A 20,292-nucleotide genomic window follows, 5' to 3' on the forward strand; every position below is an offset into this window, starting at 1 on the left:
ATCTTTCATGTTAAAACGTACTTTGACAGCCGTTGCTACCCTTCTCGCGCTGTCCACAGTCTCCGCTTCTGCACTGGCAGCAAAAGGGGATACTCATGTGTTATTGACGACTTCAGCTGGCAATATCGAACTGGAACTTAATAATCAAAAGGCCCCTGTTTCGACAAAGAATTTCGTTGATTACGTCAATAACGGCTTCTACAACAACACCACTTTCCACCGCGTCATCCCGGGCTTTATGGTCCAGGGCGGCGGCTTTACCACGGATATGCAGCAGAAGCCCACTAACGCGCCGATCAAAAATGAAGCGGACAATGGTCTGTTGAATAAGCGCGGCACGATTTCTATGGCCCGTACGGCGGACAAAGACAGCGCTACCAGCCAGTTCTTTATCAACGTAGCGGACAATGCTTTCCTCGATCACGGACAGCGTGACTTCGGCTATGCCGTCTTCGGCAAAGTGGTAAAAGGGCAGGAGATTGCCGACAAAATCTCTCAGGTTCAGTCGCAGAACGTCGGCCCTTACCAGAATGTTCCGGTTAAGCCGGTGGTGATCCTTTCCGCAAAAGTCCTGCCTTAATCTCCCAACGGGTGATTGCTGCTTATAATAAGTGCAGTAACTTGCACGCGACCTGGAGGTCGCATTTCGCAGCAGTCACCACGTTCCGGGAGTCAGCATGTCCAAAAAGTTCACCGATAAGCAAAAACTAGCCCTCTGGCAGCAAAGGCAGGAAGCCAATTTCTTTGCCAGTTTCGCCCTGAGCGGTGCCACGCTGGATCCGGGTAATGGACATCCAGGTTTACCTCATTTACGTGCACTCCATCGCGCACTGTTCCATGACGTCCTGGAGGATGCCGGAGAACTGCGTCGGGTTGATATCGTGCTTGGCGACACCCCCTGCTGCCATTTCGAATATATCGAAAAAGAGGGCAATTCACTGATGCAGGCGCTGGAAGATGAAAATGGTCTGGCCGATCTGCCTCTGGATAAATTCACTGAACGCCTGGCCTGGTATTATTGCGAGCTGACGGTGCTGCATCCTTTCCTGCGTGGCAATGGCCGCACGCAACGTTTGCTGTTTGAGCAGATCGTTATTCAGGCCGGTTATGATATTCAGTGGAAGAAAACAGACAGCGACAGTTGGAAAGAGGCTAACCGCGCCAGCCTGGAAGGGGATCTGAGTTTACTCACCGCCGCGTTTGGCAAAGTGGTAAGCGAACGGCAGGAAAATGCGTAGAATGGCGGCGTCCCAGATCATCCCGGAGCCAACATGCTACTGCTTATCGATAACTACGACTCTTTTACCTGGAATCTTTACCAGTATTTTTGCGAGCTGGGGGCTGAGGTAGAGGTTCACCGTAACGATGAAATTTCGCTGGCGCAGATTGCGGATTTACAGCCGGAGCGGCTGGTGATTTCACCCGGGCCTTGCACGCCAGATGAGGCGGGGATTTCTCTGGCCGCTGTCCGTGAGTTTGCCGGGAAGATGCCCATTCTGGGCGTTTGTCTTGGACATCAGGCCATCGCACAGGCTTTCGGCGCTCGTGTAGTGCGTGCGCGTCAGGTGATGCACGGGAAAGTGTCGGCTATTGAACATAACGATCGTGGCGTGTTTGCTGGCCTGAACCATCCGCTAACCGTTACCCGTTATCATTCGTTGATAGTGGAAACGGCCTCGCTGCCGGAAGCGTTCGAGGTCACGGCATGGACACTCTCCAACGGAGAACCGGATGAGATCATGGGCTTTCGTCACCGTCATTTACCGCTGGAAGGCGTACAGTTTCATCCTGAAAGCATCCTCAGCGAGCAGGGGCATCAACTCCTCGGTAATTTCCTGAAAGCGTGAAATAATTGCAATTCAGTGATTTTTTATGCATATTTTGTGATTATAATTTCACTCTCTGACAACGAAAAAAACATGAGGTAGTCAATGGCAGCGGATAAATTAGCGGTAACGCGGGCGACGTTCGATGAGGTGATATTGCCTGTTTATGCACCAGCGCAGTTTGTGCCGGTGAAAGGCAAAGGCAGCCGGGTCTGGGATCAGCAGGGCAAAGAGTATATCGACTTTTCCGGTGGTATTGCGGTCACGGCGTTGGGGCACTGCCATCCGGCGTTGGTGGAAGCATTAAAAACTCAGGGCGAAACACTGTGGCATACCAGCAACGTGTTCACCAATGAGCCAGCTTTGCGCCTCGCCAGCAAGCTGATTGCCGCCACCTTTGCCGAACGTGTGTTCTTTGCCAACTCGGGTGCAGAAGCCAACGAAGCCGCTTTCAAGCTGGCGCGTTACTACGCTTCCAAACGTCATTCACCCTACAAAAGTAAAATCATTGCCTTCCATAACGGGTTTCATGGCCGCACGCTGTTTACCGTTTCCGTGGGTGGGCAGCCTAAATATTCTGACGGCTTTGGTCCGAAGCCTGCGGATATTGTCCATGTGCCGTTTAACGATCTGGCTGCCGTTAAGGCGGTGATTGATGACCATACCTGTGCCATTGTGGTTGAGCCGATTCAGGGCGAGGGCGGCGTGATGCCAGCGACTCTGGAGTTTATGCAGGGGCTGCGCGAATTATGTGATAAGCATCAGGCGCTGCTGGTGCTGGATGAAGTGCAGAGCGGTATGGGCAGGAGCGGCAAGCTGTTTGCTTATGAGCATTATGGCGTGCAGCCGGATATCCTCACCACCGCTAAAGCGCTGGGCGGCGGTTTCCCGGTCAGTGCGATGCTGACTACCAACGAGATCGCTTCCACTATGTCGCCGGGCGTTCATGGCACCACGTATGGCGGTAATCCGCTGGCCTGCGCCATAGCAGAAGCCGCGCTGGATATTATCAACACCGAAGAGGTGCTGAGCGGTGTGGAAGCTCGCCGTGAGCAGTTTGTCACCGCACTGAAGGCCCTCGATGTGAAGCTGGATTTGTTCAGCGATATTCGTGGCAAAGGGTTACTGATTGGTGCCGCACTGAAGCCGCAACATGCAGGTAAAGCGCGGGACATTCTGAATGCCGCCGCAGCGGAAGGAGTGATGATTCTGAATGCCGGAACGGATGTGATCCGTTTCGCCCCTTCGCTGGTAATTGAACCTACTGATATTGAAGAGGGCATGGCCCGCTTTGCTAAAGCGGTAGAACAAGCGCTGGCTTAACAGACCGACAGGGAGCTGAGCTGCTCAGCTCCCTGGGGATTTCCCATCAGCTCAAATTTTGCATCAGATCCCTTTCCACGCCATGCCGCTCTCTCACACCTGCATTCGTACCGCCCCCTGCAGACCGGCTGTCAGGCCCTCTTTCATCTCACCGTACAGGCAGCACAGGATAAGCAGTCAGGACGATTTTCTTAACTTGCGTGAGAGCCAGCGTCCGTGGTGCGGACGTGAACTCCAGGCGAGTGAGGAGATGGTATGCATCACGCTCAGATGCCCCAGAATACGCTTCACATGCCTTTCAAGAATGGTGACCGGCCCCTGATGAAACTCCACCTGTGAATCCAGCACGTTAGCTTCAGAGCTGGGGCCATCATATTCCAGTCGCTGCTGACAGCGTTGCAGTGCCACCTCGCAGGATTGCAAATAGCGCTCTGCCAGCGAAGAGGTCAGCATGGTGTGCTCGCGCGCCAGCGTGGTCATGGCATTGATATGCTCAACGATAAACTGACTGTGCGTTACCCAGAGTTTCATATCGGAAAGATAACTGGGATCAAATCCCGGCTCCTGCATCGCCTGATTCAGCGAGTTATACAGCGCGTTGTGAGCCTGATTTACTTTTATGCGCTGGTAAGCCAGCTTCACCGGATCCTGCTCATTCCCCAGTAAAAGCTGTAACGCATCCTGATAAGTGCCCAACGCATCGTGCGCATTCTGTCGCAGCAGACCGCTTTGCCACTGTGGCCATAACCAGACCATGCCGGCAAAGGCAATCAGACAGCCCATCAACGTATCCAGCAACCGGGGCAGCAGGAAATCTGCCCCATTCAGCGAGAGGAGCTGTAAAGAGTAAACGGCGGTGACGGTAAAACCGATCATGGCAAAGCCGTAGAACTTACGGATAAACAGATAGCTGATCAGGGTGATCGCCAGCATCACCAGCAGGACGATCGATTCCGGTGCCTGAAGTCGCAGGGTTATAGCCGCAATAACCAACCCGGCAAGCGTGCCAAGCGCACGGTGCTGGATCCTTACCCGGGTGGCACTGTAGCCATTCTGACTGACGAACATCACCGTCATCAGGATCCAGTAAGGTTTTGGCAGATTAAAGAACAGCGCCAGGGAGCTGGCAAAGGTCAGCATCACGGCGAACCGGCCTGCGGTTCGCAGGGCTGCGGATTTCAACGACAGATAGCTTTTGATGGCGGGCAGCAGAGGCAGCCGGCGTTGCCGATCGGCCATTAAGTCCCGCTGATAGAGAGGGCGCTGCGTGCGCAACACCCGTCCGATACGGCTGAAATGGTAATAGCAAAAGGTCCCAACCGGATTATCCGGATTCTGACGCGAAATTTTCTCCAGCGCCTGCAACTGTTTTTCCATGGTGAAACGGTTGGGCAGCTTGTGATAGAGGATATCGTCGGCCAGTTCACGCAGCCTGGCAGCTATAGTCTGAGCATTCCAGCGAATGACCGCTTCAGCATGGCTCTGCTCAACCAGTTTTTGCACCTCCTCCGGCTGATGCAGACTGACTGAGATATGTTCCTGCAAATCCAGCGCCACCTGAAATGCCCGGGTTAGCCGTTTATGATGGTTATAACGGGTAGCTGACAGCATGTGCATTTGCTGATAGCAGGTGGTGATCAGGTCGACAGCTTTCTGCTGTCGTATCAGCAGCGGAGGCAGGGCCTTTTCAGGATCGGTAAGCCGGGTCAGCAGGGTATATTTGGCTTCGCAATAGCCCGCCAGCTCCCGGTAGAGCAGGCTGAGAGTTTCGCGCATCGGCTGCTCTTTCCACAGCCAGAACCAGAACCAGTTAAAGACTCCGTACCAGATTGTGCCCAAAATATAGAGCATCGGCGGTTCCCAGACGGGCATACGTCCGGCCAGACTCAGCGTAAAAATTGCAGCAATCAGCGAGCCTGGCAGCAAACGCCCATGCAGCGGGCTTAGCTCCCCGGTAATGCCCAGCAGCATCGCCATCGTAAAGAGAATAACCGGCAGGGGAACGGCATGGCCGCCAAGGTACTGGATCAGGAAGCTGCTGAAGGCAAACAGGCTTCCGCCGACAATCAGGCGTTTGAAAAAACGTTTATGAGGCGTATCGAGACCAGCAATATTGCAACAGGCAGGCACTAAGGAAAAGAGTAAACCTCTCTGCAAATCGCCCAGCAGCCATCCTGTAGCCACGGGTAAACAGAGCACCAGCGTCTGGCGCAGTGCGTAATTAACTTCTGGGTGATAAATGATTCGACGCCACATCACTCCGTACCAAATAAAACGGCGCAACAGTAACTGTTGCGCCGTGGATCAGAGCCGATTAGCGAGTGCCGTAGACAACGATCGTTTTACCGTGTGCCGAGATCAGGTTTTGATCTTCCAGCATTTTCAGAATACGCCCTACCGTTTCACGTGAGCAGCCAACGATCTGCCCAATTTCCTGGCGGGTGATTTTGATCTGCATGCCGTCCGGATGCGTCATGGCGTCGGGTTGCTTCGCCAGGTTCAGCAGGGTTTGCGCGATGCGACCTGTCACATCGAGGAAAGCTAAATTGCCCACTTTCTCAGAAGTCACCTGCAGACGACGCGCCATCTGTGAAGAGAGACGCATCAGAATGTCAGGGTTAACCTGAATCAGCTGACGGAATTTTTTGTAGGAGATCTCAGCCACTTCACAGGCTGTCTTCGCACGTACCCACGCGCTGCGTTCCTGACCCTCTTCGAACAGGCCAAGCTCGCCAATGAAGTCACCCTGATTGAGGTAAGAGAGGATCATCTCTTTGCCTTCTTCATCCTTGATAAGTACCGCTACTGCGCCTTTGACGATGTAGTAGAGCGTTTCCGCCTTTTCACCCTGATGAATCAGCGTGCTTTTGGAGGGATACTTATGAATATGGCAATGTGACAGGAACCATTCAAGTGTCGGGTCTGTTTGCGGTTTGCCGAGAACCATTCGCTGTTATCCTCTGTTGTAATCGTGCCTAAATACAGGGGCAGAGTTCCCTGCCAGGCGTTGAAATAGTCAAGCGTTTCCCATCAGGAAATTTATTCGGGCCTCTGTCAAAAGCCTGGCTCGTTATGTCGTCCCGTTTCGTCATGCATGTAGAGTACTGACGAATATATTACAGCTTTGTTTGTAGCACAGCTTTCAATGGGTGTCTTCTGTTGTCTCGCTTCAGCATAGTGCGAAAACTGCCGCATTGCCGTTTTTCAGGGTAAAGCGTAATCTGAGGTTAACTGAATGAATTAGAGGAACTTGTTATGCAGGCTCGGGTAAAGTGGGTAGAAGGGTTAACGTTTTTGGGAGAATCCTCATCGGGACATCAGGTGTTGATGGATGGGAATTCAGGCGATAAGGCACCAAGCCCGATGGAAATGGTGCTGATGGCCGCGGGCGGATGCAGCGCAATAGATGTGGTTTCCATCCTGCAGAAGGGCCGTCATAACGTCAGGGATTGCGAGGTTAAGCTAACTTCAGAGCGCCGTGAGGAAGCACCCCGCCTGTTTACCCATATCAATATGCACTTTATTGTCAGCGGTGCAGCGCTGGCTGATAAGGCCGTAGCGCGTGCTGTGGATCTCTCCGCTGAGAAATATTGCTCTGTTGCGCTGATGTTAGGAAAGGGCGTGGAGATCACCCACAGTTATGAAGTGATTGAATAACAGGATAAGTCACTGCATCACCGTTTTGCTGCTGCCCCGCACTGTCGGGGCATCACTCAATTTTTTCCCCTGGATCAGCCGTTTCACCAGCGGCCCCATGATCAATTCCATCGCCAGCCCCATTTTTCCACCCGGCACCACTAATGTATTGATGTGGGAGATAAAAGACCCCTGTAGCATCGACAACAGGTAGGGGAAATCAATATCCTCCAGCGCCTGGAAGTGGATCACTACAAAGCTCTCATCCAGCGAGGGAATGGCTCGCGCAGCGAAGGGGTTAGAGGTATCTACAGTGGGGACGCGCTGGAAGTTGATGTGTGTGCGCGAGAACTGTGGGGTGATGAAATTAATGTAATCTTCCATAGAGCGCACTACCGAATCCATTACCGCCTCGCGGGAGTGCCCCCGTTCACTGGTGTCGCGCACTAATTTCTGGATCCACTCCAGGTTAACGATGGGGACCACGCCGACCAGCAGGTCAACATGCTGTGAAACGTTATCGGTAGGCGTCACGACACCGCCGTGCAGGCCTTCATAAAACAAAACGTCGGTAGGTTCAGGCAGGGGTTGCCACGGCGTAAAGGTGCCCGGAACCTGGTTCCACGGCACAGCTTCATCATAAGTGTGAAGGTATTTACGCGATTTGCCGCTGCCGCTACGGCCATATTCAGCAAAGGTGTGTTCCAGTAGCGCGAAGTCATTGGCTTCGGGACCGAAATAGCTGATATGCCGGCCCATATCGCGCGCCTTACGGATGGCCATGTCCATCTCAGGACGGGTGTAGCGATGAAAGCTGTCACCTTCGACTTCTGCAGCATGCAGATTCAGCTGCTGGAAAATTTTTCTGAAAGCCAGGCTGGTGGTAGTGGTTCCCGCTCCGCTGGAACCGGTCACCGCGATGACCGGATGTTTGGCTGACATGGCATACCTCCCTGAAAAAAATCACATCGATCCAGCATTGGTACCATGTTTAACGCACAGGTGTCATCTCTGTGCATTAAACCGCCTTGTTAACCGGTCACCTGGCCACGAGGCATAATATTTACTGTTTCATGCAGTTCTGACCACACCAGCACTACTTCGCCGCTGTTTAGCAGGCGGCGAACGTCTGCAACTTTTTGTTCAAGGGTCTTTTCCTGCTCGCCATAGTCAGTGCCCTCCCGCAGCACAAAGGCTTCCAGCAGGTTATCGAGAGTTTCAGCGTCTAAATCTTTCCAGGGAATAATCACGTTAGTTGTCCAGCCAGGTTGAAAGCCATTGAGGTATACGTTGCTCAAGCCACATTTGCGGTTTCCGCAGGGTGCCGCCGACAAATCCTACGTGGCCGCCATACTCCGTCAGCTGATAAGTGACGCTGGAAGGCAGCAGGCCGGCAGCGGGTATGACCTCGCTGGTCATAAAGGGATCGTCTTTAGCATGGATGATCAGCAAAGGTTTTGCCACGCCGGGCAGTAAAGGCATCGCGCTACAGCGGCGATAATAGTCTGTTGCATCCAGAAATCCGTGCGCTCTGGCCGTAATAACGTCATCAAAATCCCGCAGTTTTTTCAACGCCCGGAGCTGCGGAAGGTCGATGGGCAGCGTTCCGGGCCAGGCGAGTAATTTACGCTCGGCATTCTGCTTGAGCAGGCTGAGGAGATAGCGCTGGTAGAAACGGGAAAATCCCTGTTCCAGCTTCAGGCTACAGGGTTCAAGCATCAGTGGGGCAGAAACCACCACTCCGGCATCAAGCAGGCAGGCATTCCCCTGTTCACCCATCAGACAGGCCAGCATATTTCCCCCAAGAGAGAAACCCACAGCAGCGGTAGGCACCGCTCCCCATTCCTCCCTTAGCCACTGAAGAAAGAAGCGGGCATCGCTGGTTTCGCCGGAGTGATAAATTCGCCGCAGCCGGTTCGGTTCGCCGCTGCACCCACGGAAATGCATCACCACGCCCAGCCAGCCCCGCGCTTTACAGACCTGCAGCAGTCCGTGCGCGTAGGGACTGTGGAAGCTTCCCTCCAGCCCGTGAAAGAGCACAACCCTGGGCTTATGTTTAGCGCCAGCGGGATCTTCACTCCAGGCCAGATCGACAAAATCCGTATCCGGAAGCGTCAGGCGCTGCCAGTGAGGTTGCAGCTCAATCCGGCGGCGAATCAGCCGTGGCAAAATCGTTTGCAGATGGGCATTGCTCATGCCAGCCAGCGGCCTGAAAGGCAGGGCTGTTCCGTGATTAAAATTCATGTTCAAAATGCTTGTAGGATCCCTGTCACATTGCTAGCTTCGACAAGTTCGTTTCTGGTCAGGGGGTGAGGAGCACCCGTTTCATATGGAACTGAGTTTATTTTTATCAATGTTGGGCTTTTTATGGGTCGCAGCCATTACGCCAGGCCCTAATAATATGTTACTCACCGCCTCCGGCGCCAATTTTGGTTTTTTGCGCTCATTGTGGCTGTTGATCGGCATCATGCTCGGTATGCAGGTGATGCTGCTGATGGTCGCCTTTGGGATTGGCGGCTTGATTCTGCTCTATCCTTCGCTGCATCTCTTTTTGAAAATAGCTGGCAGTGTCTATCTCCTCTGGCTGGCGTGGAAAATAGCCACGGCAACCTATGAGAAACTGGAAACCAGTAGCGCACCTGCCGCACCGATGCCGTTCTGGCAGGGCGGGTTGCTGCAGCTTATTAATCCCAAAGCCTGGCTAATGGCGCTGGGTGCCGTCGCCAGCTTCAGCCTGGCAGGGGATGAGTATCGCCATTCCGTCATGGCCATCAGCATCGGTATGGCGCTGGTTAACGTGGTTTCAGGCCTGATCTGGCTGGGCTTCGGTTCGCTGATTGGCCGCATTTTGCGGAGCCGTCGCGCCTGGACCGTTTTTAACCTCTCAATGGGTCTCCTGACTGCCGCCTGCGTCCTGTTGATTTGGCGCTGAAGACGCTTTCTGAAAGAACCATCGCCACGCGGTGGTTTTTTTATGGCTTAAATCCGCTTTTAAGCTTTGGTTTCCAGTGATTGTTCTAAGGATGAATGGTTATAAAAGATAATTTTTAATTACTTTATCGCGATGATTGCTCTCGGTTACAAAGGCGTTATTCAGACAATAACGATCACTTACCGGGGCAGGTTATGGCGGGAAAATTCACTCTTACAATTATTGCGGCGGCACTTTCATTGTCGGCACTCAGCGCACAAGCGGTGGATGTCACCGTCGCTTATCAAACTTCTGCGGAGCCGGCCAAGATCGCTCAGGCTGATGATACCTTCGCCAAAGAGAGCGGGGCGAAAGTGGACTGGCGCAAGTTTGACAGTGGAGCCAGCGTGGTGCGCGCGTTAGCTTCCGGGGACGTGCAGATTGGCAATATCGGATCCAGTCCTCTGGCGGTGGCCGCCAGTCAGCAGGTGCCCATAGAGGTCTTCCTGCTGGCCTCTCAGCTGGGAAATTCTGAAGCGCTGGTAGTGAAGAAAACTATCAGCAGTCCGCAAGATCTGCTCGGCAAACGCATTGCGGTGCCGTTCATCTCCACCACGCATTACAGCCTGCTGTCAGCGCTTAAACACTGGGGCATCCGTCCCGATCAACTTCAAATTGTTAATCTTCAGCCCCCTGCAATTATTGCTGCCTGGCAACGGGGCGACATTGATGGCGCTTACGTCTGGGCGCCAGCGGTGAATGAACTGGAGAAGGAGGGCAAAGTCCTGACCGATTCAGCACGGGTTGGCGAGTGGGGTTCACCGACGCTGGATGTGTGGGTAGTACGCAAAGATTTTGCGCAGCAGCATCCTGAAGTGGTCACCGCATTTGCCCGTAGTGCGTTAACGGCGCAAAAAGGCTATCTCGACAATCCGGAACAGTGGCTGAAAGACGGTAATAACCTCAGCAAGCTGTCGCGTCTGAGCGGTGTTCCGGAAGACCAGGTTCCGGGTCTGGTTAAGGGCAATACCTATCTCACCGCCCGGCAACAGGTGGAGCAACTGGGGAAACCCGTGGATCAGGCCATTATCGATACCGCTAAATTCCTCAAAGCTCAGGGCAAGGTGCTTCAGGCGGCCAGTGATTACAGCGACTATGTTACCGATCGCTTTGTTAAGCAAATTGCTGAGTGATTAAGGGGATCCCATGCTGACAGTTTCGCATCTGACGGCCCGCTATGAAGGGCACCTCGCGCTGCAGGATATCAATTTGTCGATCGACAGCGGCGAACTGCTGGTGGTATTAGGCCCTTCAGGCTGCGGCAAAACCACGTTGCTTAATCTGATTGCCGGTTTTCTGCCTGCGGAATCCGGCAGCATTCTCCTCGATGGCAAAGCCGTAAACGGACCTGGTGCAGAACGTGGCGTGGTCTTCCAGCATGAAGGGTTATTGCCCTGGCGAAACGTGCTGGATAACGTCGCGCTGGGTTTGCAGCTGGCGGGGATGGTGAAAGAGCCTCGCCGGGATATTGCCCGGAAGATGCTGAGGAAAGTCGGGCTGGAAGGAGCAGAAAAGCGCTTTATCTGGCAGTTATCCGGCGGCATGCGCCAGCGCGTCGGGATCGCCCGTGCGCTGGCAGCCGATCCTCAACTGCTGTTACTGGACGAGCCTTTTGGCGCACTGGATGCGTTTACCCGTGAACAGATGCAGGAGCTGTTGCTGACGTTATGGCGGGAAAGTGGCAAACAGATCCTGCTGATTACCCACGATATTGAAGAAGCTATTTTCCTGGCCAGCGAGCTGATCTTGCTGTCACCGGGGCCGGGTACCGTCATTGAGCGGATCCCGCTTGATTTTGGCCGCCGCTACGCAGCCGGGGAATCCTGCCGGGCGATCAAATCCGACCCCGCTTTTATTGAGCGTCGGGAGTACGTTCTGAGCCAGGTCTTTCAGCAGCGTGAGGTATTTTCATGAGCCTGTTATCGACGGAAAAAACCGTGCAGCGCAGTCTGAGCTGGCCTTTCAGCAGGCAGTTTACGCTGAGCACGGCAACACTACTGGTCCTGCTTGCCATCTGGTGGGGAGTGACTGAACTGCAGCTGATTGCACCGCTTTTTCTGCCTGCGCCGCAGCAGGTTTTTCATCAGCTGCTGACTATTGCCGGTTCCCAGGGATTTATGGATGCCACGCTGTGGCAGCATCTGGCCGCCAGTCTGAGCCGAATTTTAATAGCGCTGCTGGCTGCGGTGTTGATTGGCGTGCCAGTTGGCATTTTGATGGGCCTGAGTCAGACGGCTCGCGGCATTCTTGATCCCCTGATTGAGCTTTACCGGCCTGTGCCTCCGCTGGCGTATCTGCCGCTGATGGTGATCTGGTTCGGCATTGGCGAGACCTCAAAAATCCTGCTGATCTATCTGGCGATTTTCGCACCTGTCGCCATGTCCGCGCTGGCGGGGGTGAAGAGTGCTCAGCAGGTTCGTATTCGCGCCGCACAGTCTCTTGGAGGCAACCGCTGGCAGGTGTTGTGGCTGGTGATCTTGCCGGGAGCTTTGCCGGAAATCCTCACCGGACTGCGCATCGGGCTGGGCGTGGGCTGGTCAACACTGGTCGCTGCCGAACTGATTGCTGCCACCCGTGGACTGGGCTTTATGGTGCAGTCTGCCGGAGAATTTTTAGCGACGGATGTGGTACTGGCCGGGATCGCCGTTATCGCCCTGATCGCTTTCACCCTTGAACTGGGTTTGCGTGCTTTACAACGCCGTCTGACCCCCTGGCATGGAGTACATTCATGAACGAACGTCTGACTATTACCGCGCTTGGCCCCTATATCGGTGCTCAGGTTTCCGACATTAATCTAAGCCGTCCGCTGAGCGATGCGCAGTTTGAACAGCTCTGGCATGCATTGATCCGTCACCAGGTGCTGTTTTTCCGCGATCAGCCTGTCACGCCTCAGCAGCAGCGTGCGCTGGCCACCAGATTTGGCGATCTGCATATTCATCCGGTTTACCCACACGCGCCGGATGTGGAAGAGATTATCGTGCTGGATACCCATGATAATAATCCACCTGACAATGATAACTGGCACACCGACGTCACCTTTATCACTACCCCACCAGCGGGTGCGATTCTGGCGGCCAAACAGTTGCCGGAGACGGGTGGAGATACATTATGGGCCAGTGGAATAGCGGCTTATGAGGCTTTGTCCGAACCTTTTAAAGTGCTGTTAAGCGGGCTCCGGGCGGAGCATGATTTCACCAAATCTTTCCAGGAATTCAAACACCGTGGCAGTGAAGAAGAACATGCGCGCTGGAAGCTGGCAGTAGAAAAGAATCCTCCGCTGCAACACCCCGTTATCCGCACGCATCCGGTCAGTGGCAAACAGGCGCTGTTTGTGAACGAGGGCTTCACTACCCGCATTGTGGATTTGAGTCAGAAGGAGAGTGATGCGCTGCTGAACTTCCTGTTTGCCCATATCACCAAACCGGAGTTTCAGGTTCGCTGGCGCTGGCAGGAGAATGATATTGCTATCTGGGATAACCGGGTGACGCAGCATTATGCCAATGCCGACTACATGCCGCAGCGCAGGATCATGCATCGCGCAACAATTCTGGGGGATCAGCCATTTTATCGGGCGTGATGTGGCAGGCGGAGGGGGTTAACGGCACTAAGGATAACTGACTGGGGGGAAATGAACCTTAGACGCTGGTAAAGAGGGTACGGCAGAATTGTAGTGGGAGAGCCGTCCTGCTCTCCCGCCTGTCTCATCAGGAAGCCAGCATAGTTTCAAGTTGTTCCTGAATATCCAGCCACGCCATTTCACACTCTTCCAGCGCCGATTTCGCCGTGGCCTGCTGTTGCAGAGCTGCGGTAAGGTCGGCCTTACGGCTCTGGTCGTAGAGGGCGGTGTCGCCCAGTTTTGACTCTGCTTCGGCCAGCTGTACGTTCAGCTTTTCCATCTGCTTTTCCAGCTTTTCAATCTGCTTACGTAAAGGCTGAGTCTGCGTGCGCAACTCCGCTTCACGACGCTTCTGATCTTTACGAGCCTGGGCGCTGTTAGCCCCTTCCTGTTTTGGCTCCGCGTCGCTGCTCTGCTTCTGCAAATCGCTCAGCCATTGCTGGTAATCTTCCAGATCGCCATCAAAGGGCTCGACCTGGCCATCATGGACCAGATACAGATCATCGGTAGTGGAACGCAGCAGATGACGATCGTGCGATACCACAACCAGCGCCCCCTCGAAATCAATCAGGGCTTCAGTCAGCGCCTGACGCATATCTAAATCAAGGTGGTTAGTCGGTTCATCCAGCAACAGCAGATTAGGGCGCTGCCAGACAATCAGCGCCAGCACCAGGCGGGCTTTCTCACCGCCTGAGAAACGTTCGGTGTTTTCGGAGACTTTATCGTTCTGGAAACCAAAACTGCCCAGATAATCCCGTAACTGCTGCTCAAGCACTTTTGGCGCCAGTCGTGCCATGTGCTGAAGCGGGGATTCATCAGCCCGTAAGAATTCAAGTTGATGCTGGGCGAAGTAACCCAGCTTGATGCCTTTCGCCAGACCAATATCGCCTTTCAGCGGAGCCAGATCGCCCGCCAGCATTTTGATCAGCGTTGACTTACCGGCACCGTTCCGGCCCAGCAAACCAATACGCGAACCAGGAACCAGATTCAGCTTGATCGAATTCAGGATGATTTTATCGCCGTAACCCGCAGTGACTTTTTCCATTTTAAGCAGCGGATTGGGCAGGCTTTCCGGCTCGCGGAAGCTGAAGGTAAACGGATTGTCTACGTGCGCTGGCGCGATTTTTTCCATCCGTTCCAGCATTTTGATACGGCTTTGCGCCTGTTTCGCCTTGCTGGCTTTGGCTTTGAACCGGTCAATAAAGCTTTGCAGGTGCGCCACTTTTTGCTGCTGGTTCTCGAACATTGACTGCTGTTGCGCCAGCTTTGTCGCGCGCTGGATTTCGAACGAGCTGTAGTTGCCGGTGTATTCATACATCGACTGCTGTTCAATATGTAAAATTTTATCCACAACCGGGTCAAGGAAGTCCCGGTCATGCGAGATCAAAATCAGTGTCCCCTGGTAGCTGTTCAGCCAGCGTTCCAGCCAGATAACAGCATCCAGATCCAGGTGGTTGGTGGGCTCATCAAGCAGCAGCAGATCGGAACGGCAGATCAGCGCCTGCGCAAGGTTCAGGCGCATACGCCAACCGCCGGAGAAATCGCTTACCGGACGTTGCAGTTGCTCCTGAGAAAAGCCCAAACCGTTAAGCAGGCTGGCGGCACGTGGCTGTATTGTCCATGCCTGAATAGCGTCCAGCTTGCCATGCAGTGTGGCGATGGCATGACCATCATTGATCTCATTAGCATGGGCCAGTTCGGCCTCAAGCTGGCGAAACTCCCTGTCGCCATCGATAACGTAATCAATGGCCGGAACAGAAAGCGCCGGCGTTTCCTGATTAACCCAGGCCAGAGACCAGTTGCCAGGATAGCTGAAATTACCTGCATCGGCGCTTATCTCGTTCTTAAGCAGCGACAGCAGCGTGGATTTACCGCAGCCATTTTTTCCCACCAGACCCACTTTTTGTCCCGGGTTGATGGTGGCTGTGGCATTGTCCAGCAGTACGCGAACACCGCGTCGGATTTGTAACGAAGAGAAGACAATCATAAGCGCCGTAATAGTCAGAATATGTTAAATTAAACCGTCAATTTTATATCGGAATCTTAAATTCCGTTGCGTCGTGCATGGTAGCGGAATTTCCCCGCCGTGACGATGATTTGGAGGGGAATGATGTCACAGACGCCTAAAGTTTTGCTGCTTTACGCCCATCCGGAATCACAGGACTCGTTAGCTAACAGGGTTTTACTGAAACCGGCTTATGATTTGCCGCATGTCACCGTGCACGATCTCTACGCGCACTATCCTGATTTCTTTATTGATATCCACCACGAACAGCAACTGTTGCGTGAACATGACGTCATCGTTTTCCAGCATCCTCTTTATACTTACAGTTGCCCGGCTCTGTTGAAAGAGTGGCTCGATCGTGTGCTGTCGCGCGGGTTTGCCAGTGGGCCAGGCGGTAACGTACTGGAAGGAAAGTACTGGCGCAGCGTGATCACTACCGGCGAGCCCGAAGCGGCTTACCATCAGGAAGGGCTGAACCGCTATCCGATGTCAGAGATCATGCGCCCGTTTGAGCTGACGGCGCAGATGTGCCGGATGCACTGGCTGACCCCGATGATCATTTACTGGGCCAGGCGTCAAACCCCTGAGGTTATGAAAAATTATTCGCGAGCCTACAGTGACTGGCTCGCATCCCCTTTGCCTTACGGAGGTATTTGAATGGAAGGACAGACCCTCCTGACGGCTGGTGTGGTGTATTTGTTTGCGGCGGTGATTGCCGTGCCGATTGCCGCCCGATTAGGCATCGGTGCGGTGCTGGGCTATTTGCTGGCCGGTATTGCTATCGGTCCCTGGGGACTGGGCTTTATCAGCGATGTGGAAGAGATCCTGCATTTCTCTGAGCTGGGCGTTGTGTTCCTGATGTTCATTATCGGACTGGAACTGAAACCTTCAAAACTGTGGGAACTTCGCCGCTCCATTTTTGGCGTCGGGGCGGCTCAGGTTATTTTTAGTGCTGCCATTTTAGGTGGGCTGCTCTTTCTGACGGACTTCTCCTGGCAGGCAGCAACGATTGGCGGGATTGGGCTGGCGATGTCTTCAACCGCGATGGCGCTTCAGCTGATGCGGGACAAAGGCATGAACCGCAACGAATCGGGGCAGCTGGGCTTTTCAGTTCTGTTATTCCAGGACCTGGCGGTGATTCCTGCACTGGCCCTGGTCCCGCTACTGGCGGGTGGCGACAGTGGCCACACCGACTGGATGAAGGTGGGCATGAAGGTGCTGGCCTTTGCCGGCATGTTAATCGGTGGACGCTATTTACTGCGGCCCATTTTCCGCTTTATTGCTGCTTCGGGCGTGCGGGAAGTTTTCACCGCTGCGGCGCTGTTACTGGTGCTGGGATCCGCATTATTTATGGATGCACTTGGGCTTTCTATGGCGCTTGGCACCTTTATCGCCGGGATCCTGTTGGCGGAAAGTGAATACCGCCACGAGCTTGAGATCGCTATCGATCCCTTTAAAGGATTACTGCTGGGCCTGTTCTTTATCTCAGTAGGAATGGCGTTGAATCTGGGCGTGCTTTACACCCATATCGTGGAAATCCTGATTGGCGTGGTGGCACTGGTCTCCATTAAAGCTGGCGTACTCTATTTACTATCACGCATTTTCGGCCTGCGCAGTTCAGAACGTCTGCAATTTTCGGGCGTGCTGAGCCAGGGCGGAGAGTTTGCTTTTGTGCTGTTCTCGGCGGCTTCTTCAGCAAAATTATTCAGTGGCGACCAGATGCCGTTGCTGTTAGTGACGGTTACGCTGTCGATGATGACTACGCCATTGCTGATGCAGGGCGTGGACAAAATCCTTGAGCGCCGTTTCAATGAGCCAGATGAAAACGAAGAAAAGCCCTGGGTTGAAGATGATAAACCTCAGGTTATTGTGGTGGGGTTTGGCCGCTTTGGTCAGGTTGTTGCGCGCCTGCTGATGGCCAATGAGAAACGGGTCACGGTACTGGAGCGCGATATCAGCGCAGTCAGCCTGATGCGAAAGTACGGTTACAAAGTATACTATGGAGATGCCACCGAATTAGAGCTGCTGAGGGCTGCGGGGGCGGAAACAGCGCAGTCAATTGTAATTACCTGCAACGGCCCGGAAGCCTCGATGGAAATTGTGCATCTTTGTCAGCATCATTTCCCCCATCTGCAGATCCTTGCCAGAGCAAGGGGGCGTGTGGAAGCTCATGAACTGCTCCAGGCCGGCGTCACGCAATTTTCCCGTGAGACCTTCTCCAGTGCGCTGGAGCTGGGACGTAAATCCCTTATTACACTGGGGATGCACCCGCATCAGGCATTCCGCGCCCAACAACATTTCCGCCGGTTGGATATGCGAATGCTTCGCGAAATGTTACCTAACCATTCGGACAGCCAGCAAATCTCCCGGGTGAAAGAGGCTCGCCGCGAGCTGGAAGAGATTTTTCAGGCTGAGATGCAGCATGAAAAACGCCAGTTCGACGGCTGGGATGAATTTGAATAGGAAAAGTTATGCGTAAAAGATTTATTGCAGGGGCTACCTGCCCCAGCTGTAAAGCGCAGGATACCCTGGCTTTATGGCAGGAAAATAATATTGATGTGGTTGAATGTGTTAAGTGCGGCCATCAGATGCGTGAAGCGGATAAGCAGGTCCGCGATCGGGTCCGCGATAACGAACAAGTGATTGGAATTTTCCATCCTGAGTAGCGTTATGGCTCAGCTTTTTTAAGCTGTAACACACAGCGGCATTGAAAGTCGTTACAATCGGCCCAATTTCGAGTCTTTCCTGTTGGCAAACCGGTCAACATACAAAGGACTCAACGTTCTCAACGGTTAGGAGTAATCATGAAAGTAGCTAAAGACCTGGTGGTCAGCCTGGCATATCAGGTACGTACAGAAGACGGCGTGTTGGTCGATGAGTCTCCGGTGAGCGCACCGCTGGACTACCTGCACGGTCATGGTTCTCTGATCTCAGGTCTGGAAAAAGCCCTGGAAGACCACGAGGCCGGTGACAAATTCGAAGTGAACATCGCTGCCAACGACGCATACGGTCAGTATGACGACAACCTGGTCCAGCGTGTCCCTAAAGACGTATTTATGGGCGTTGATGAACTGCAGGTAGGCATGCGCTTCCTGGCAGAAACCGATCAGGGCCCTGTCCCGGTCGAAATTACCGAAGTAGAAGACGAGCATGTAGTGGTTGATGGTAACCATATGCTGGCTGGTCAGAACCTGAACTTTAATGTTGAAGTGGTTGCAATTCGTGAAGCCACTGAAGAAGAACTTGCCCATGGCCACGTTCACGGTGAGCACGACCATCACCACGATCACGAACATGACCATGAAGATGGCAAAGGCGGTTGCGGCACCGGCGGCTGTGGTTGCCACTAAGTGTCAGCAGTAAAAAAGGGGCTTCGGCCCCTTTTTTTATGCGTCAAAAACGTGTTGTCAGTAGTGCGGTGGCGGCGTCTCTTCAGACTGCGAGGCAATCATGGAAGGTGCGGCCGATTTCAACTTGTCGGTCAGCAGGCGCATTTGCTCACGCAGACGAGCCATTTCAAGTTCATGATGAATCACCGTTTGGTTAAGCTCTTCAAGGGTGTGTTCCTGAAAAGCCAGACGACTCTCCAGCATCTCCATCCGCTCTTCAAACAATGATTGTTGCATACTCTTTCCTCTTGTTACTGCGGCGACAGGTATACTTGCCGAATTGTCTGATTCTAGCGATAAACAGCGGGCTGAAACAGGGATATTGAGGTTAATTTCGGTCCGGCGGTTGAAAAAGCGATTGTGCGTCTGCATCTCTGTTTTGAAACTTTCGGATGGAAAAGAGGTCGGAAGTTAACTTAGTTTTCATTGCGGGTTATGCAGTTTTCTCGCACACAGTTATAGTACAGGCCCTGTTCTGTACACGATGTCCGAGGTGAGAGACTTCGGTTTTGGAGAAATGGATGAAATCACTGTTTAAAGTCACACTGTTAGCCACCACCATGGCCGTCGCGCTGAATGCGCCACTGGCAATGGCTGCCGAAACTTCTCCGGCAGCAGCACCGGCTCAGCAGGCACCACAGCAGGCACCGAAGAACGCAGCCTTTAAAAATGATGACCAGCAGTCCGCTTATGCGCTGGGTGCATCACTGGGCCGCTACATGGAAAACTCTCTCAAAGAGCAGGAGAAACTGGGCATCAAACTGGATAAAGATCAGCTGATCTCTGGTGTTCAGGATGCTTTCGCGGGTAAGAGCAAACTCTCTGACCAGGAAATCGAACAGACCCTGCAAGCATTTGAAGGCCGCGTGAAAGGCGCTGCCCAGGCGAAGATGGAAAAAGACGCAAAAGAGAACACCCAGAAGGGTGACGCTTATGCCACCAAATTTGCCAAAGAAAAAGGCGTGAAGAAAACAGAATCCGGTCTGCTTTATCAGGTTGAGAAAGAAGGTACCGGTGATGCACCAAAAGACAGCGATACCGTAGTAGTGAACTACAAAGGTACGCTGATTGACGGTACTGAATTTGACAACTCTTACACGCGCGGTGAGCCTCTCTCCTTCCGTCTGGATGGCGTAATCCCAGGCTGGACTGAAGGTCTGAAGCATGTGAAGAAGGGCGGCAAGATCAAGCTGGTCATTCCACCACAGCTGGCTTACGGCAAAAACGGTGTTCCGGGTATCCCGGCTAACTCCACGCTGGTGTTTGATGTGGAGCTCCTCGACATCAAACCTGCTGCAAAAGCAGATGCTGATGCCCCTAAACCTGCAGAAGCCCCTGCCGCTCCTCAGGCGAAGTAACACCCTCAGCCGCCACACCCTGTGTGGCGGTTTGCTTTCCCCCTCTCTTTTCCTTCAGACTTTGCGTTCCCCGGCATTTCATGACAAAGGTCAGGACAGGCGTTTCGGATATTTGATAGACTGTGCTTCACGCATTTTCTTCCGAACGAGTCTGCCCTTGCGCCGTGC

The 20,292-nt window shown here is 53.5% G+C and carries 22 protein-coding genes; 15 read left to right on the forward strand and 7 right to left on the reverse strand.

Going from position 1 to position 20,292, the window contains the following annotated elements:
* The first annotated feature begins 7 nt into the window (after window positions 1-7).
* The 4 genes from ppiA (at window position 8) to VRC33_RS01790 (ending at window position 3,149) form a co-directional block, all read left to right on the forward strand.
* Window positions 8-580, forward strand: coding sequence for a peptidylprolyl isomerase A (gene ppiA, locus VRC33_RS01775; protein ID WP_338560251.1), 573 nt, complete (start codon window positions 8-10; stop codon window positions 578-580).
* 97 nt (window positions 581-677) lie between these two features.
* Window positions 678-1,238 carry a putative adenosine monophosphate-protein transferase Fic gene (locus VRC33_RS01780; RefSeq protein ID WP_338560253.1) on the forward strand — a complete coding sequence of 187 codons (561 nt, stop codon included), beginning with the start codon at window positions 678-680 and terminating at the stop codon, window positions 1,236-1,238.
* A 33-nt stretch (window positions 1,239-1,271) separates the two neighbouring features.
* Window positions 1,272-1,847, forward strand: coding sequence for an aminodeoxychorismate synthase component II (locus VRC33_RS01785; RefSeq protein ID WP_338560255.1), 576 nt, complete (start codon window positions 1,272-1,274; stop codon window positions 1,845-1,847).
* Window positions 1,848-1,931: 84 nt separating this feature from the next.
* Window positions 1,932-3,149, forward strand: coding sequence for an aspartate aminotransferase family protein (locus VRC33_RS01790; RefSeq protein ID WP_338560257.1), 1,218 nt, complete (start codon window positions 1,932-1,934; stop codon window positions 3,147-3,149).
* A 177-nt stretch (window positions 3,150-3,326) separates the two neighbouring features.
* On the opposite strand, the gene VRC33_RS01795 is transcribed toward VRC33_RS01790, so the two are convergent.
* Window positions 3,327-5,405: a YccS/YhfK family putative transporter gene (locus tag VRC33_RS01795; RefSeq protein WP_338560259.1), complete on the reverse strand. Its 2,079-nt coding sequence runs from the start codon at window positions 5,403-5,405 to the stop codon at window positions 3,327-3,329.
* Window positions 5,406-5,463: 58 nt separating this feature from the next.
* A complete protein-coding gene (gene crp / locus VRC33_RS01800; RefSeq protein ID WP_017803012.1) occupies window positions 5,464-6,096 on the reverse strand; it encodes a cAMP-activated global transcriptional regulator CRP in 633 nt (210 codons plus the stop codon).
* 308 nt (window positions 6,097-6,404) lie between these two features.
* Here crp and VRC33_RS01805 point away from each other — a divergent pair, with 308 nt between their 5' ends.
* Window positions 6,405-6,806: an OsmC family protein gene (locus tag VRC33_RS01805; protein ID WP_338560262.1), complete on the forward strand. Its 402-nt coding sequence runs from the start codon at window positions 6,405-6,407 to the stop codon at window positions 6,804-6,806.
* Between the two features lie 9 nt (window positions 6,807-6,815).
* Here VRC33_RS01805 and VRC33_RS01810 read toward each other — a convergent pair whose 3' ends face one another.
* The 3 genes from VRC33_RS01810 to VRC33_RS01820 form a co-directional block, all read right to left on the reverse strand.
* Window positions 6,816-7,727 carry a phosphoribulokinase gene (locus tag VRC33_RS01810; protein ID WP_338560264.1) on the reverse strand — a complete coding sequence of 304 codons (912 nt, stop codon included), beginning with the start codon at window positions 7,725-7,727 and terminating at the stop codon, window positions 6,816-6,818.
* An 89-nt stretch (window positions 7,728-7,816) separates the two neighbouring features.
* Window positions 7,817-8,035, reverse strand: a complete 219-nt coding sequence (locus VRC33_RS01815; protein ID WP_338560266.1) for a YheU family protein — start codon at window positions 8,033-8,035, stop codon at window positions 7,817-7,819.
* 1 nt (window position 8,036) lies between these two features.
* Window positions 8,037-9,029 carry a hydrolase gene (locus VRC33_RS01820; protein ID WP_338560268.1) on the reverse strand — a complete coding sequence of 331 codons (993 nt, stop codon included), beginning with the start codon at window positions 9,027-9,029 and terminating at the stop codon, window positions 8,037-8,039.
* Between the two features lie 85 nt (window positions 9,030-9,114).
* On the opposite strand from VRC33_RS01820, the gene VRC33_RS01825 reads away from it, so the two are divergent.
* The 5 genes from VRC33_RS01825 (at window position 9,115) to tauD (ending at window position 13,333) form a co-directional block, all read left to right on the forward strand.
* A complete protein-coding gene (locus VRC33_RS01825; RefSeq protein WP_338560270.1) occupies window positions 9,115-9,717 on the forward strand; it encodes a LysE family translocator in 603 nt (200 codons plus the stop codon).
* Window positions 9,718-9,911: 194 nt separating this feature from the next.
* Window positions 9,912-10,889 carry a taurine ABC transporter substrate-binding protein gene (gene tauA, locus VRC33_RS01830; RefSeq protein WP_338560272.1) on the forward strand — a complete coding sequence of 326 codons (978 nt, stop codon included), beginning with the start codon at window positions 9,912-9,914 and terminating at the stop codon, window positions 10,887-10,889.
* A gap of 13 nt (window positions 10,890-10,902) precedes the next feature.
* Window positions 10,903-11,670 (forward strand): taurine ABC transporter ATP-binding subunit, encoded by a 768-nt coding sequence (tauB, locus tag VRC33_RS01835; protein ID WP_338560274.1) that lies wholly within the window; start codon window positions 10,903-10,905, stop codon window positions 11,668-11,670.
* The gene (tauC, locus tag VRC33_RS01840) at window positions 11,667-12,488 is read left to right on the forward strand and encodes a taurine ABC transporter permease TauC (protein WP_338567483.1); all 822 of its coding nucleotides are present in this window, start codon (window positions 11,667-11,669) and stop codon (window positions 12,486-12,488) included. Before tauB ends, tauC begins: the two co-directional genes overlap by 4 nt.
* A complete protein-coding gene (tauD, locus tag VRC33_RS01845) occupies window positions 12,485-13,333 on the forward strand; it encodes a taurine dioxygenase (RefSeq protein ID WP_338560276.1) in 849 nt (282 codons plus the stop codon). Before tauC ends, tauD begins: the two co-directional genes overlap by 4 nt.
* Window positions 13,334-13,460: 127 nt before the next feature.
* On the opposite strand, the gene VRC33_RS01850 is transcribed toward tauD, so the two are convergent.
* Entirely contained in the window at window positions 13,461-15,359 is a 1,899-nt protein-coding gene (locus tag VRC33_RS01850) for an ABC transporter ATP-binding protein (protein WP_338560278.1), read from the reverse strand.
* A 123-nt stretch (window positions 15,360-15,482) separates the two neighbouring features.
* On the opposite strand from VRC33_RS01850, the gene kefG reads away from it, so the two are divergent.
* The 4 genes from kefG (at window position 15,483) to slyD (ending at window position 18,727) form a co-directional block, all read left to right on the forward strand.
* Window positions 15,483-16,034: a glutathione-regulated potassium-efflux system ancillary protein KefG gene (gene kefG / locus VRC33_RS01855; RefSeq protein ID WP_338564412.1), complete on the forward strand. Its 552-nt coding sequence runs from the start codon at window positions 15,483-15,485 to the stop codon at window positions 16,032-16,034.
* Window positions 16,035-17,840 carry a glutathione-regulated potassium-efflux system protein KefB gene (gene kefB, locus VRC33_RS01860; protein ID WP_338560280.1) on the forward strand — a complete coding sequence of 602 codons (1,806 nt, stop codon included), beginning with the start codon at window positions 16,035-16,037 and terminating at the stop codon, window positions 17,838-17,840.
* Window positions 17,841-17,848: 8 nt separating this feature from the next.
* The gene (locus tag VRC33_RS01865) at window positions 17,849-18,043 is read left to right on the forward strand and encodes a YheV family putative zinc ribbon protein (RefSeq protein WP_338560281.1); all 195 of its coding nucleotides are present in this window, start codon (window positions 17,849-17,851) and stop codon (window positions 18,041-18,043) included.
* A gap of 138 nt (window positions 18,044-18,181) precedes the next feature.
* Entirely contained in the window at window positions 18,182-18,727 is a 546-nt protein-coding gene (gene slyD, locus VRC33_RS01870; protein WP_338560284.1) for a peptidylprolyl isomerase, read from the forward strand.
* A gap of 57 nt (window positions 18,728-18,784) precedes the next feature.
* On the opposite strand, the gene VRC33_RS01875 is transcribed toward slyD, so the two are convergent.
* Window positions 18,785-19,003: a SlyX family protein gene (locus VRC33_RS01875; protein ID WP_034895544.1), complete on the reverse strand. Its 219-nt coding sequence runs from the start codon at window positions 19,001-19,003 to the stop codon at window positions 18,785-18,787.
* A 284-nt stretch (window positions 19,004-19,287) separates the two neighbouring features.
* Between VRC33_RS01875 and fkpA the strand changes: the two genes are divergently transcribed.
* Window positions 19,288-20,124, forward strand: a complete 837-nt coding sequence (fkpA, locus tag VRC33_RS01880; RefSeq protein ID WP_338560289.1) for an FKBP-type peptidyl-prolyl cis-trans isomerase — start codon at window positions 19,288-19,290, stop codon at window positions 20,122-20,124.
* The last annotated feature ends 168 nt before the right edge of the window (window positions 20,125-20,292 follow it).

It is taken from the genome of Erwinia sp. E_sp_B01_1, from assembly GCF_036865545.1.
GTDB lineage: Bacteria > Pseudomonadota > Gammaproteobacteria > Enterobacterales > Enterobacteriaceae > Erwinia.

Coding starts and splice junctions, on each gene's coding strand:
- kefB (WP_338560280.1), top strand. CDS start 16,035: ATGGAAGGACAGACCCTCCTGACGGCTGGTGTGGTGTATTTGTTTGCG.
- VRC33_RS01865 (WP_338560281.1), top strand. CDS start 17,849: ATGCGTAAAAGATTTATTGCAGGGGCTACCTGCCCCAGCTGTAAAGCG.
- tauD (WP_338560276.1), top strand. CDS start 12,485: ATGAACGAACGTCTGACTATTACCGCGCTTGGCCCCTATATCGGTGCT.
- kefG (WP_338564412.1), top strand. CDS start 15,483: ATGTCACAGACGCCTAAAGTTTTGCTGCTTTACGCCCATCCGGAATCA.
- tauA (WP_338560272.1), top strand. CDS start 9,912: ATGGCGGGAAAATTCACTCTTACAATTATTGCGGCGGCACTTTCATTG.
- tauC (WP_338567483.1), top strand. CDS start 11,667: ATGAGCCTGTTATCGACGGAAAAAACCGTGCAGCGCAGTCTGAGCTGG.
- VRC33_RS01795 (WP_338560259.1), bottom strand. CDS start 5,405: ATGTGGCGTCGAATCATTTATCACCCAGAAGTTAATTACGCACTGCGC.
- crp (WP_017803012.1), bottom strand. CDS start 6,096: ATGGTTCTCGGCAAACCGCAAACAGACCCGACACTTGAATGGTTCCTG.
- VRC33_RS01820 (WP_338560268.1), bottom strand. CDS start 9,029: ATGAATTTTAATCACGGAACAGCCCTGCCTTTCAGGCCGCTGGCTGGC.
- VRC33_RS01780 (WP_338560253.1), top strand. CDS start 678: ATGTCCAAAAAGTTCACCGATAAGCAAAAACTAGCCCTCTGGCAGCAA.
- VRC33_RS01875 (WP_034895544.1), bottom strand. CDS start 19,003: ATGCAACAATCATTGTTTGAAGAGCGGATGGAGATGCTGGAGAGTCGT.
- VRC33_RS01805 (WP_338560262.1), top strand. CDS start 6,405: ATGCAGGCTCGGGTAAAGTGGGTAGAAGGGTTAACGTTTTTGGGAGAA.
- VRC33_RS01810 (WP_338560264.1), bottom strand. CDS start 7,727: ATGTCAGCCAAACATCCGGTCATCGCGGTGACCGGTTCCAGCGGAGCG.
- VRC33_RS01785 (WP_338560255.1), top strand. CDS start 1,272: ATGCTACTGCTTATCGATAACTACGACTCTTTTACCTGGAATCTTTAC.
- fkpA (WP_338560289.1), top strand. CDS start 19,288: ATGAAATCACTGTTTAAAGTCACACTGTTAGCCACCACCATGGCCGTC.
- VRC33_RS01850 (WP_338560278.1), bottom strand. CDS start 15,359: ATGATTGTCTTCTCTTCGTTACAAATCCGACGCGGTGTTCGCGTACTG.
- VRC33_RS01825 (WP_338560270.1), top strand. CDS start 9,115: ATGGAACTGAGTTTATTTTTATCAATGTTGGGCTTTTTATGGGTCGCA.
- slyD (WP_338560284.1), top strand. CDS start 18,182: ATGAAAGTAGCTAAAGACCTGGTGGTCAGCCTGGCATATCAGGTACGT.
- ppiA (WP_338560251.1), top strand. CDS start 8: ATGTTAAAACGTACTTTGACAGCCGTTGCTACCCTTCTCGCGCTGTCC.
- tauB (WP_338560274.1), top strand. CDS start 10,903: ATGCTGACAGTTTCGCATCTGACGGCCCGCTATGAAGGGCACCTCGCG.
- VRC33_RS01790 (WP_338560257.1), top strand. CDS start 1,932: ATGGCAGCGGATAAATTAGCGGTAACGCGGGCGACGTTCGATGAGGTG.